The organism is Sphingopyxis sp. FD7, assembly GCF_003609835.1.
Taxonomy (GTDB): Bacteria; Pseudomonadota; Alphaproteobacteria; order Sphingomonadales; family Sphingomonadaceae; genus Sphingopyxis.
The window spans coordinates 102,210-114,087 of the sequence record NZ_AP017899.1 but is presented as its reverse complement, the minus strand read 5'-3'; the positions used below and the strand labels follow the sequence as shown (position 1 = coordinate 114,087).

General features: G+C 58.9%; 10 protein-coding genes. 4 read left to right on the top strand and 6 right to left on the bottom strand.

Annotated elements, in window-relative coordinates; genetic code table 11:
* Positions 1-11: 11 nt before the first annotated feature.
* Positions 12-335 carry a DUF6968 family protein gene (locus tag SPYCA_RS19820; RefSeq protein ID WP_443029514.1) on the top strand — a complete coding sequence of 108 codons (324 nt, stop codon included), beginning with the start codon at positions 12-14 and terminating at the stop codon, positions 333-335.
* Positions 336-440: 105 nt separating this feature from the next.
* Here the strand turns inward: SPYCA_RS19820 and SPYCA_RS18380 are convergent, their stop codons facing one another.
* The 5 genes from SPYCA_RS18380 to SPYCA_RS18360 all read right to left on the bottom strand — a co-directional run bounded on the left by SPYCA_RS18380 (position 441) and on the right by SPYCA_RS18360 (position 6,585).
* Entirely contained in the window at positions 441-1,073 is a 633-nt protein-coding gene (locus SPYCA_RS18380) for a tyrosine-type recombinase/integrase (protein WP_054590652.1), read from the bottom strand.
* A 231-nt stretch (positions 1,074-1,304) separates the two neighbouring features.
* Complete coding sequence (locus SPYCA_RS18375) at positions 1,305-1,607, bottom strand: HigA family addiction module antitoxin (protein ID WP_058456848.1); 303 nt, start codon at positions 1,605-1,607, stop codon at positions 1,305-1,307.
* Positions 1,607-1,888 carry a type II toxin-antitoxin system RelE/ParE family toxin gene (locus SPYCA_RS18370; protein ID WP_120222596.1) on the bottom strand — a complete coding sequence of 94 codons (282 nt, stop codon included), beginning with the start codon at positions 1,886-1,888 and terminating at the stop codon, positions 1,607-1,609. Before SPYCA_RS18370 ends, SPYCA_RS18375 begins: the two co-directional genes overlap by 1 nt.
* A gap of 98 nt (positions 1,889-1,986) precedes the next feature.
* Positions 1,987-6,204: a strawberry notch family protein gene (locus SPYCA_RS18365; RefSeq protein WP_443029513.1), complete on the bottom strand. Its 4,218-nt coding sequence runs from the start codon at positions 6,202-6,204 to the stop codon at positions 1,987-1,989.
* Positions 6,205-6,318: 114 nt separating this feature from the next.
* The gene (locus tag SPYCA_RS18360) at positions 6,319-6,585 is read right to left on the bottom strand and encodes a WGR domain-containing protein (protein ID WP_084758700.1); all 267 of its coding nucleotides are present in this window, start codon (positions 6,583-6,585) and stop codon (positions 6,319-6,321) included.
* A gap of 713 nt (positions 6,586-7,298) precedes the next feature.
* On the opposite strand from SPYCA_RS18360, the gene SPYCA_RS18355 reads away from it, so the two are divergent.
* The 3 genes from SPYCA_RS18355 to SPYCA_RS18345 all read left to right on the top strand — a co-directional run bounded on the left by SPYCA_RS18355 (position 7,299) and on the right by SPYCA_RS18345 (position 10,817).
* Entirely contained in the window at positions 7,299-8,378 is a 1,080-nt protein-coding gene (locus SPYCA_RS18355; RefSeq protein ID WP_120222505.1) for a replication initiation protein, read from the top strand.
* Positions 8,379-8,547: 169 nt separating this feature from the next.
* Positions 8,548-9,750 (top strand): AAA family ATPase, encoded by a 1,203-nt coding sequence (locus SPYCA_RS18350; protein ID WP_058456845.1) that lies wholly within the window; start codon positions 8,548-8,550, stop codon positions 9,748-9,750.
* Positions 9,751-9,797: 47 nt separating this feature from the next.
* Positions 9,798-10,817: a ParB/RepB/Spo0J family partition protein gene (locus SPYCA_RS18345; RefSeq protein WP_120222504.1), complete on the top strand. Its 1,020-nt coding sequence runs from the start codon at positions 9,798-9,800 to the stop codon at positions 10,815-10,817.
* Here the strand turns inward: SPYCA_RS18345 and SPYCA_RS18340 are convergent.
* A complete protein-coding gene (locus SPYCA_RS18340) occupies positions 10,777-11,721 on the bottom strand; it encodes a hypothetical protein (protein WP_120222503.1) in 945 nt (314 codons plus the stop codon). The two genes, SPYCA_RS18345 and SPYCA_RS18340, sit on opposite strands and share 41 nt — an antisense overlap.
* Positions 11,722-11,878 lie beyond the last annotated feature (157 nt).

The following is an 11,878-nucleotide window of genomic DNA, read 5'->3' as shown; positions in this document are numbered from 1 at the left end:
AGAAACACGCTATGAGCATAGAGAGCGCGCCAGTCGTTGACCGAACGTTCAGTGTAGATGGGAAGCGAGTAAGCTGTCGTTTTTTCCGGCCTGAACTGGATAGTGGGTCATATTTCTGCCGATACGAGATTGATTGGCCTGAAGGCAGGCGATCCAGAAGCGTGGGCGGTGTGGACGAGGTCCAAGCCTTGCTACTTGCGATGAAGACAGCACATACCGACCTCTTGGCTGCGCGTGAAAACGACGGGCGAAGTGTTTTATGGATGGGGCAGCGCTCCCTCGGGCTTCCGATAGCCAACAGCATTCGGGACTGGGATGCGGACAATCCTTTCTAAGGCTCTCGCAGCAAGTCAGCTATCCACCCAATTGTTGCCGGTTCGGTGATCTTCGGACTTCGACAAAAGCGGCCATCGGAGCTTGCCCGACGGCCGCAATTATTGTCAGATCTCGATGCGCTCCGCCAGGACAAGAGCATCCTCAACGTCGACCCCAAGATATCGGACCGTGTTCTCGATCTTGGAATGGCCAAGCAAAATTTGGACCGCCCGCAGATTTCCGGTTGTCCGGTAGATCATGGCTGCTTTGGTGCGCCGCATGGAATGAGTGCCGTAGTATTCACGCCGCAACCCGACCGCGGTGACCCATTCATCGACGAGGCGAGCATACTGCCGCGTGCTCATCGGTTGGCCGGAATGGATCCTGCTTGGGAACACAAAATCATCGAGGCTGCCGCCCCGTCGCAGCAACCATGTTGCCAGGCTCGTGCGGGCGTCCGCGGTAACTTCAAATTGTACGGGCCGCCCGGTCTTCCGCTGGATGATCATCGCGCGGTCGCGGACTTCAGAACCGGCCACGAGGTCGCCAATCTTGAGCTTCACCAGATCGCAGCCCCGCAGCTTGCTGTCGATCGCCAGGTCGAACAGCGCACGGTCGCGGAGCCGCTCCTCGCGATCAAGGAAGAACCGGATCGCCCAAATCTGCTTTTGGGTGAGCGGCCGCTTGGTGCCGACGGTTCTGCCGGCATTCCACACAACGCGGTTCTGCATGGCGGGGTCGAAGTGAGAATAGGTCATCATCTTTCTCCATGGCCTTGATTGGCCAGGTAGAAAGAACGGGAAACAAAGGTGACTTTGCCTTTGACCGGGCCGAAGGATTGGGACCCTGCGATCTAGCGGGACAGAATTGGCCCATGTCGGTCCGAAACGATAACCTCTTGGCCAGTACGCGCATTGTCAGTCAGGCGGGACATCCGATGGAGGGAGTTCCAACGTGACTTGGGTCATCGGCGACCCAATAGAGTCCTGCTATGCAGGCTCGCGCACGCGCTCGATAGAAATCGTCTCCGATCCGCCTTTGGCTTGCGCAAGATCATAGGCGGACTGCATCCGCAGCATGGTGGCGGCAGAAACACCAAATGCCTTCTCGAATCGGATCGCCATCTCCGGGGTCAGCGCAGCCCTGCCATTCAGCAAGCGGCTCAACGCAGGCCGAGTAACCTTGAGATGATCTGCGGTGCTCGACACATTCATGTTGTAAGGCTTCACGATCTCTTCGAGCAACCAAGGGCCCGGATGGATCGCGAAGCTGTCATGGAGCTTGATAGCCATCAGTGATAGTCCTCCAGATCGAGATCAGCGACGGTGAGTTCGTCGATCATTGTGAATGTCAGCCGCCAGTTTCGGGTTACCGTCATGGCAAAGTATCCCTCCCTGTCGCCAGTGAGGGGATGAAACCCGAAATTCGGTGGCACCGCCAGCTCATCCAGGCTCTCTGCCGAAGCAATGAACGCCAGCATGCGACGGAGCCGGTCAACCTCCATCAGCCCTGCTGGCTTCCCGGTCTCAGCAAACCTGCGAAGCGCCTTGTGGCGGATGCTTCCGATTTCCATGAAGGTGTAATCCCACAAGTTACACAAAGAGTCAACAGAGGTGTAACCTCAGAGGCTACACCTTGGTCATCGGGGTAGCAGCTTGTATAACTCATATCTCACACGCGAAGCAGAGCGCTGATCAGCGATGAAGCGGTTGCTTTCGGAATGAATACCCGTGTCCGGAAGGAAATGATCTCGGTGAAGCAGCCGATGCTCTTCAGCCAGGGCAGCTGATCGACAGGTGCACCGACGATTTCGTAGCGCTGCTCGCCTGCCACGCGGGAGCCTTTGATGGTCGCCTCAAACGGCTGCTTGATCGGGATGATCCGGCTTTCGCTGAGCGCCCTGATGATCGTATCCGGGCTCAGTTCAACGGTGGAGGCAATGTCGAATTTCTCGAGCAGCTTCGCCACATCGAGTTCGTGGACCATGCGGCCGAGCCAGCTTCTGCCCTCCTCGTCCACGATCCGCCGGACCTCCAGATAGTCGATGGGAAGGCTCGACCAGATCGGCAGGAGAAGTCCGGTCGCAAGGTACACGGTCTCTGTGGTGAGCCGTTCGGCAAGCTCCGCAACCTCGCTTTGCCACAGCTTTTCGAAGGTTTGGCTCGGAGCTTCTTCCCAAGCCGATTCCGCAAGGTCATCGAAGTGGTGGTACTCCCGCCGCAGGGGACGGTGAAGGATAACTCGCCTGATCAGCTCGCCTTGCTCGGTCATGAAGTGCCGCGAAGGTTCGGCCATAGCTGCTTTCCCGCTCTTGGTATTGTGGAGCAGAATGCAGCCGTCAGCGTAGTTGCGGCGCTCAAGAACACGTTCAAGCGAGATCGGCCGCGCTCTCGTCTTGAGAGCCAGCTGCAGCAAGTGTGACGTGGCGCCAGTTCGCCCGTCGGTCCGCAGGACTATGTCTTCGACAACCTCGGCCTGTTCAACCCGCAAGGTCTCGACGCCAACGTCGAGCGATCCGGCCTGGCGCGCTGCGGACACTCGCGCTTCGACCAACCCCAAAAACTCCTCGAAGATCGCATTCTGCATTCCGATCGGCAGCGCGAGGATGCGGTTGAGCCAGCGTTGGATCGGCGGAAGGTCCTCTTCGAGAATGCCGTCTTCAGAGACAATCTTGAGCCCGCTTCGGCGCTGGAAATCGATCAGCGTTGCGCTCTTGAGCTTGCCGTCCGCCAGCAAGGCAAACCAGGTCGAGAGAGCCGCCTTGGCATATTCGCTTTCGAGATTGTCGGCAGGGTCAAAGAGGTTCTGGCCGCCAGTCTGGCGTTGGCCTCGCGTCAGCGCCCCTAAGCTGTCGAGCCTGCGCGCAATGGTGCTGGTGAACCGCAGTTCCCCCTTGCAGTTGGTGGTCACAGGCCGGAACAGCGGTGTGTTGGCTTGATGGGTCCGGTGCGTTCGGCCCAGCCCCTGGATGGCGCGGTCGGCTCGCCATCCAGGCTCAAGCAGGAAGTGGATGCGCCGCTTCTGGCAAGCTGCGTCAAGGCTGGCGTGGTACGATCGCCCGGTGCCGCCCGCGTCGCTGAAGACTAGGATCGGCTTCCTGCCATCCATGAACTGGTCTGTCTCGGACTGGTTCGTCCGCGGCGAGCGGGTCTCGAGACGCTGCTGGCCGTCGCTCTGGTTTATGAGCCGCTTGCTGCGTCCGGTCACCTCGGCGACCTTCTCCGGTCCATAGTGCTCGATGATCCCGTCAAGGGCAGGCTTGATCGGCGGCATGGCGCACAGGTGCTCGATCATCTCGGCGCGGCGGGCGATCGCAGTCTGGTTGTGGACTGGACGGCCTTCCTCGTCGAACATCGGTGCCGAGCGCTGGGTGCCGATGTCATCGACGAATACCTGCATCTGTTGCGTGGGGAAGGCGCGCTCGAGGTACTCGATCACGGCGTCGAGCGGGCTGAGGTCGAGGTCGAGCTCCGCGCGCTCTTCTGGCGAGAGGCTGTCGAGACGGCGATCGAGGATGCTTTCGGCGGTCGAAACCAGTTGGACGACAACCACCTCATCGCGGTCCAGATGGAGATTGATGGCAGCAATCAGCGTGGGCAGCTTCATCGACAGCAGCAGCTGGTTGAAGAACCGCTGCTTGGTGCTTTCAAACCGGCTTCGCGCTGCGGCTTTCGCACCGCTGTTGAGCGTTGTGCCGTCGATCTCGTCGACGACACCGGTCAGCTCCAGCGCCTCCTCAAGGTTCTGATGAATGATCGCCCAGGCGTCGGCATAAGTGTCGTAGACGGCGATCTGTTCGGCGGTCAGATCATGTTTCAGGATGTCGTATTCGACGCCTGCAAAGCTAAGCGCGCGCGCCTGATAGAGGCCCAGTGCCTTGAGGTCCCGCGACACGAGTTCCATCGCAGCGATGCCCCCTGCCCTGATCTGGCTGATGAAATCTTCCCTGTTGGCAAACGCGGTGCCAGGTCCCCACAGACCAAGCCGCACGGCATAGGCAAGGTTGTTGACCTCCGAGGCCCCAGTCGCAGAGGCGTAAAGAACCCGGGCATCGGGCAGGTTGTTTTGCAGCAGCACGCCGGCGATTCCCTGCAGCGATCCGCTTTTCGTGCCGCGGGCGCCCTCGCCTCCTGCAACCCCGCCCATCTCGTGGCTCTCATCGAAGGCGATGACACCGTCGAAATCCTCGCCCGCCCAATCGAGCAGCTGCTTCAGGCGGGTGGCGTCCTGACGCTGGCTGCGAAGGGTCGGGTAAGTGACGAACAGGATCCCTTCGCGAAACGGAACCGCCTGATCGATCTTCCAGTTGGAAAGCGGCTGAATGTCGGCCGCTAGCCCTCCGATAGCACTCCAGTCGCGGCGCGCGTCTTCGAGCAGGCTTTCGTTCTTCGATATCCAGATGGCCTTGCGGCGTCCCGCAAGCCAGCCATCAAGGATGCAGGCGGCGATCTGCCTGCCCTTCCCTGCCCCCGTGCCATCGCCAAGGAAATAGCCTTTGCGGTAGGCGCGCCCATGCTCGTCGAGTTGCAGGCCAACGCCTTCTTCAGCGGGAACGAACAGGCCAGGCAGATACTGCTGCCACGCGTTCCCGGCATAGATGACAGTTTCGATCTGGGCCTCGGACAGCAGGCTTTCCTGAAGGACCCGGTCCTGCAGCGCCGGGACATAATCTGGGATAGGTGCCGGGATCGAGCCCATGGCCACGCTTTCGACGAGCGGCGTCGGATGCTCGCGTGCGCCAACAATGTCGACCCGGCTTGGCCGGTACGGGATGTAGACCCCGCTTTGCTCACCGAGAACGCGCGGCTTGTCCAATGTGTTGAACGCCAGTGCTTCGATCTTGGGGGTTTGGGCTGCCCTCGCTTTGACAGGCTTTGTGATGGGCGTTGCCCGCATGGCTTTGAAGAGCACACCCGGTTTTGCCTTCGGCGGCGCCGCGCGCGGCTCGCAGTCGGGTTGGGCTGTCACGCGTTTAATGATTGGAACCGCAGACGCGACGTCAGCAACTGTCTCCCGCGCCAAAACTGCAGGTTTGATCTGACCCGGGATCTTGTCGATCACGTACAAGCGCACGGCCACGCTGGTGCCCTGCTTGTGATAGCATTTATCGAGCCGGATGGATGTGCGGACCGTGCAAGAGGCAAAGGTGTCTTCGTAGATTTTCGCAAGCTTTGCGCTCGTCGTGAACCAGTCCGGCATGATCGCGACGATCCGTCCCCCTTGCCTGAGGCGCGTTATGGCAGCGCGCAGGTGACGCACCGCTGCGAACTCGTCTGCTCCTCGTCCCATTGACCGGGAGAACGGCGGGTTCATGAGGATCAGGCTTGGCTGCACAGCCGCGTCGAGATGGGAAGCCAGCATGGCTCCATCGATCCCTGTGATGGTGGCATCGGGAAACAGCAGTGCCAGCTTTTCACGCCTGCGCGGATCGATTTCGTTGAGATGTAATGCGCTGACATCAGGCAAAGTTGCCACGAGAGCGCCATGTCCGGCGCTCGGTTCAAGAACGATATCGGTTGCGAGTGGCTGCGCCAAAATCACGGATAGCGCTGCGAGGTCTGCGGGCGTCGAGAATTGCTGGAACCTGATCTGGTCTTCACTTCTGACCGTGTGTGTCGGCAGTGCCTCGATAAGCGCACTGATCTCCGAAATCTGGGTCAGCATCTGAGGTTTGTTCAGCAGTCCGGCCATGTGGCGCGTCAAGGCCGCCTCGAGCAGGTCAAAAGCGTCCCTCTGGCTCCAGGCGCCGTTTGCGGAGCCCTCCCCGTAGAGCTGGCGCATCGTCTCAAACAGGCGTTGCTTGTTCGCCAGTCCGGTGGCGATGGCGTGCTGGATTTCGGTGATTGCTGCGTCCAGCTTCTGGCTGGATTGTTTAAAAAGGTCGGTCACGGTCTGCTCCTGATGCTGAACCGCATCAGGCCTTCCCCCTCTCCCTTTGGCGGAACTGGGGAGTTTTATGGAGAAGTGTTCAGCTCTGAAGAGCCGCCTAAATGTTGAGGGAAGTCACTCGACTGCCTGGTAGCGAACACCAATCCGCTTAAATGCGCTTTCGCGCCGGATCCGGATCTGCTGTGCGATTGTGTCTGCCTGTCTTCTGTCCGGAAAGCTGGTGGTCACCCCCTGCCCTTTCGTACCAATTCGTCCCCAGCGCCGCTCAACGGTTGTCCAGCCAAACAGATCGGTCTCAACCCAGAGATGATAGTCGCGCGCGACGTTGCGGGACGGGTCTATTGCTTGCCAATGCCACGACTGGTTCTTCGGCGTCTCCATATGGAACCGGTGGCAGAACGCTGAGCATTCGGTCCAACTGGAAATTTGAATCACAGGAGCATCTGTGATTCATTGAGGCGATTGACCACTGCCTCGACTTTTAGAACGTGTGCAAGGACGTTTGGTTGGTCTGAGCCGAGAATGCTCCTCGCGACGTCGCGTAATCTCGAAAAACAATCATAAAAAAACGCCGCTGCTTGCAGCGGAAGGATTCATGATTCTAAAGATTCAGATTCGGAGCGTAAATTGGTAGTGAAATCAGTTGCCTACGCTGACTTGCCTGACCAGTTGGGGGATTTTACCTGACTTGCCGGGGGCTTAACCCTGACTTGCCGGGGGAACTCACCTGACCTTCTGGGGCCTTCCTGACCTTTTGGGGGCAGCCGTCTAGATGTTGATCCATCGCCCGCTTGGCCGGATTTTTGGATCTCGTAGGCATCAAAATCAAGCGCGATTTTAAGCCCTGCTGGAGAACCTAGCGACTCGCGGTTTCTTGGGTGATTCAGACCCGAGATCCGACCGGCTCAATCCTGACTTCTTGGGGGCTGCGGCCATCTCTTGATCCTGACCTGACTTGACTGATGAGGTCAGGTCAGGCAGCAATCAGCACATCAAGAATCAAGCTTTGATCGCAATATGGCATGGAAACGGATGTTAGCCCAATAGCCGAGGCTCCTGAAGAGAAGCCCGAGGAAGGATCCCCTGGCCGTGCGATGCGGGTTGCTGCCGCGTTGAAGGCAAAGGGCGGCGACGAGTTCGCCAAGCCAGGCAGCATCATCGAAATCAAGTTTGTCAAAGGCGAATCTCTCAGTCTGACAGCTTCGCGACTACTCGCTCTCATGATCCTCACAGCTGGGGGTGACGCCTGGGAGGATCGCCCTCACCGCATACGTAAGGCGGACATTCGGCGAGGCCACAAGGGCAATGAGCGGATTACCGACATGCTTCAGGAACTGCACCGAACGCTGTTTGCCGTCGATGACAAATCCTGGCGGGGAAAGAAGGCGACGCTCCTGTTCTCCCTGATCTCGCGGTCGAAGGAGGAGACAGATGAGGAGGGCGGCGAGACTGGATGGATCGAGTGGGAATTCACCCCAGATGCTCGCAAGCTCATCCAGGCATCCGAAACCTATGCTGTGCTCAATCGGCAAGCAGTGCTTGGCTTTCGTTCGAACTACGCCTTGAAGCTGTATGAGCTGGGGGCACTTCGGCTTCATCGTCGACAAGCAACTTGGCGGGGAGACATGCAGGCGCTGCGCGCAGCATTGGGTATCCCACCAGATGTTTACACAGACTTCGCTCAACTTCGGCGCAAGGTTCTGGAGAAGGCGAAATCCGAAATTGACCAGCTTGCTCACTTCCGTGTTGAGTGGCGGGAAATCAGGCAGGGTCGAACAGTCACGGAGATCGAGTTCCGGTTCGAGCCCAAAGGCGCGCCGGAGGTGCTTGAGACTGTCGACGAGCTTGATCGTCATTCAGCTGGACGCCAGGCGAGGCGTGATGGGGCTGTAGAGAGCGTTACAGTGGGGCAGGGGGCTATTCCGGCACCGCGAGGAGCAGTCTCAGCCAAGAAGCCATCCGAGGCGACATTCCCAGTGGGAACGCTGCGCTTCGGTCATGACGACCTCCTTGAAATAGGCCGCAGGCATGGCGGTGGTTGGGACGTAGATCTGATCGCCAACGGCTTTCGCGAGCATATGGGTGAGCGTTTGGAGATGCTTCGCGGTGCGAAGTTGATCGCCGCCTGGAAAGGGTTCTGTGAGGGGTGGTTCAATCGCCGGGGCCGACCCTGAACGGCAGAAATTGCACGCGTGCAATTTTCTAAGCCCCCACCGAGTCAGGATAGGGCGCGGCGACCCAGATTTCTCACCGATGACGCGCTCCAACTTTCGAAATTCCCGATTTTCTTGACCGAAAAGCGCAATTCGGTGTAGCACATGCGGAATTGCGAAAGGAAGGCATGTGTCAAACGGACTTCAGATTGAAGAAGCCGAGCGTTTGGTCTCGGTCGCGACGCTGGCCAGTCGAACGTCCTCGGTACTCGAAAAGCTCCGGGATTCCGCGCGAAGCGCTAGGGCAGATGACCGGCGCGAGCCAACCTTTACAATCGGGAAAGCGGCCGAACTTGTGGGTCGCACGCCGGCTGCTATCCGTGATGCGGAAAAGGACGGTCGCCTGCCAGAGCCTGCGAGGACCGACAACAACAGGCGAGAGAGATATACGCTTGCCCAGCTGAACGACATGCGCGGCGTGTTCGGGACAAGACCCTATCGGGCTCCAAACGATCCCTGCTGTGTCGTGGCTGTCCAGAACTTCAAGGGAGGTGTTGGCAAGTCGACTTTGGCCGTTCACCTCGCTCAGTATCTGGCCATTAGAGGCTACCGTGTTGCGCTCGTCGATTGCGACAGCCAAGCCTCGGCGACGACCCTTTTTGGGTATGTGCCCGATCTCGACCTCACCGAAGATGATACCCTTTATCCGTTCCTTCGTGAGGGGGAGCGATCATCTCTGGACTACGCGCTCCGCAAGACTCACTTCGACGGTCTGGAGCTCATTCCCGCCAACCTTCGTTTGTTCAATTCCGAATACGAACTAGCCGCACGGATGGCGCAGGGGAACGGCGCGCTTCTTGACCGCCTGAAGGAGGGAATCGAGAGTATATCGGATCGGTTCGATGTCGTGGTGATGGATCCGCCGCCTGCCCTCGGGGCGATCTCGCTGTCCGTGCTGCGGGCCGCTAACGCATTGGTCGTGCCGGTACCGCCGACTGTTATGGATTTCTCCTCGACGGCTGCATTCCTCTCGATGCTAGATGAAACGATTGAGCAGCTGGCAGACCGTGGTCTCGCTCCAGAATTGAAGTTCCTCCGCTTTGTCGCGTCCAAGGTCGATGAGAATAAATCGATGCAGAAAGAGCTGTTGCAGCTGATGCGGACGCTATTCGGGCATGCGATGGTTCGCACGCCTCTCAAGGACTCGGCCGAGATCGACAATGCTACAGCGCGGCTGATGACAGTGTATGAGCTTGATGGCCCTGCCACGAGTTCGGCGGTTCGCAACCGTTGCCTGAACTATCTTGATGGCGTGAATTCGGAAATCGAAGTTGATATTCGATCGATGTGGCCCAGCCATCAGAAGCGCCTCCGCCAGGAGGCTTTGGTATGAGCCGCTGGAAAATTGCACGCGTGCAATTCTGCTAATGGGAGGCTTGCATGAGTAGGAAGAACAGTGGTTTTGCGGCTGATCTGGCGGCAGGTATTGACCTGACCGAGGATACTGCTGCCCCTCGTAGATCGAGCATTGCCTCAAACGTGCTTACGGGGCGTTCAAACCGTCTTGCTGACCTGGCGTCGGGAGCGATTGTTTCTCGCACACATGAGCTTGTTGACCCAGCAAAGTGTCGGATGTGGGCAGGCCATAACCGCAACTATGCTCTGCTTAATGAGGAACGCTGCGCGGACCTTATTGAGAGTATCAAGGCTCAAGGGCGCCAGGAGATACCCGCGATCGTCCGTCGCCTATCAGGAGATGACGGGTTTGAGTTTGAGGTGATTTGCGGAGCGCGCCGACACTGGTCGATCAGCTGGCTGCGCTCGCACAACTATCCAGACTTTAAGTTTCTCGTCGACGTACGCGAGATGGGCGATGAAGAGGCCTTCAGGCTCGCGGACATTGAAAACCGGGCGAGGGATGATCTCACCGATCTCGAACGCGCAAAAGACTATCTGCGCGCCCTGACGGCCTATTACGATGGTCGGCAGAAGACGATGGCGGAAAGGCTTAAAGTCTCCGAAAGCTGGCTAACGCGGTATCTCGATCTGGCACGGCTGCCAGATGGGCTGACCAGGGCATTTGCCAATCCGCAGGAGCTTGGCATTCGCAATGCGATTGCGCTCAAAGCGCTCCTCAAGCCTGAGGATCGACGGGAGCGCGCCTTCCGTGAGGCGGAACGTCTTGCTGCAGAGCGCGAGCAGACTGGCAAGTCGATGTCTGTGATTGAGGTGATCAAGGCGCTCGCTCTCGCGGCAGACCCCCCCAAGAAGTCAGGATCCCCCAAGAAGTCAGGAAAGCCTGAAACCGTGGCCAGTGCCAGTGGGAAGCCAGTGCTTCGGATCGATGGGGCTGACCGTAAGGGCGTCCGTGTCACGTTGCTGAATAAGGGCGGCGCGACACGGCAGGAAGCGGAAGAGGCTATTCGCGCCGTTCTAGATCAGCACTGGCCGGCAATATAGCGCCGTCGGTCTGCCGAAGGAGCACCATACTTGCCGCCTGAAGTGAAGCTACCGATTGAGAAGCGGTGCGCTTTGTTACACCCAGTCCCCGAGCGAGCTCAGCTCGGGTAAGTGGGCCCAAGCTGACGATCATTCGCCAGGTTTGCGGAGCAGTCGAAGAGGCGTACAACCCAGAAAGTACTGCGTCGGCCCGAACGACAGCCCTTCGCAGGAAGCGCAAATCGACCTCAGCCTTTTCGCTGGCTACCTGGAGCGCCGCGCGAAGCACAACGGGCAAGGGCTCTTCATGGAGTTCACGGAACACAGCCCGCGGCATGACCCCAGCAAGCGCCATTGGAGCCGACCCCAACCTAAACAAGTGTGGCCGCATGGCGGCCGCGAGCGACGCAGCCCAAGCCGCACCCCGCGGCGCCGAACGTGTAACAGCGAACCCACCGACCTGGACCATCTCACTGCCGCCCTCGAGGAAATCGATTTCCTCAGTTCGCAGTTCCGCCAGCCATTCAAGGAGGGTGCCCATCGGATCGCTGGTCGGCAGCAGCGCATCGAGCCGTTCGAGCGCGCGATCGGCGGGCCTGTATGTCTCGCTGAATCCTTCGGAGTGACTTTTCGCGGCCATGACCAGCTTGGCAGCGTGGGCGAGAGGAGGGTGACCTCGCCGGCTGATCCACGACAAGAGCTGACGGCGTTCTTCGGAGTACCACGAGCGCACAAGCTCGTCGGCCTCAAGCCCCGGATTGTGTTCAATTCCAATATTATCAAACGGATAATCGCGCACTTGTACGCGCCAGAGGCGCCGGAGTGAGGCCAGCGCAAGGCATTCGGACAGCTCGGGTGAGATGAAGGGGAGGGCGCCTTCGATGCGAGCAAGCGTCAGTTGCCAGGGTGCTGGGGCGGATGCCATCGGCCAGATAGTATATAAATGGCCTAAAAAGTATATCCAGCTTGTACGGTGCCTTTGCTGTCCGATAAGAGCCCTTCACGGACGACACCTTTATCTCTATAAAGCAGGCGAAATTCGGTGCGATTTCGCCCCTGCCACGAAGGCTGTTTGGAAGAAC

Excerpts from the sequence above, each read along its gene's own strand:
- SPYCA_RS19820 (WP_443029514.1), top strand. The coding sequence starts at position 12 with ATGAGCATAGAGAGCGCGCCAGTCGTTGACCGAACGTTCAGTGTAGAT.
- SPYCA_RS18380 (WP_054590652.1), bottom strand. The coding sequence starts at position 1,073 with ATGACCTATTCTCACTTCGACCCCGCCATGCAGAACCGCGTTGTGTGG.
- SPYCA_RS18375 (WP_058456848.1), bottom strand. The coding sequence starts at position 1,607 with ATGGCTATCAAGCTCCATGACAGCTTCGCGATCCATCCGGGCCCTTGG.
- SPYCA_RS18370 (WP_120222596.1), bottom strand. The coding sequence starts at position 1,888 with ATGGAAATCGGAAGCATCCGCCACAAGGCGCTTCGCAGGTTTGCTGAG.
- SPYCA_RS18360 (WP_084758700.1), bottom strand. The coding sequence starts at position 6,585 with ATGGAGACGCCGAAGAACCAGTCGTGGCATTGGCAAGCAATAGACCCG.
- SPYCA_RS18355 (WP_120222505.1), top strand. The coding sequence starts at position 7,299 with ATGCGGGTTGCTGCCGCGTTGAAGGCAAAGGGCGGCGACGAGTTCGCC.
- SPYCA_RS18345 (WP_120222504.1), top strand. The coding sequence starts at position 9,798 with ATGAGTAGGAAGAACAGTGGTTTTGCGGCTGATCTGGCGGCAGGTATT.
- SPYCA_RS18340 (WP_120222503.1), bottom strand. The coding sequence starts at position 11,721 with ATGGCATCCGCCCCAGCACCCTGGCAACTGACGCTTGCTCGCATCGAA.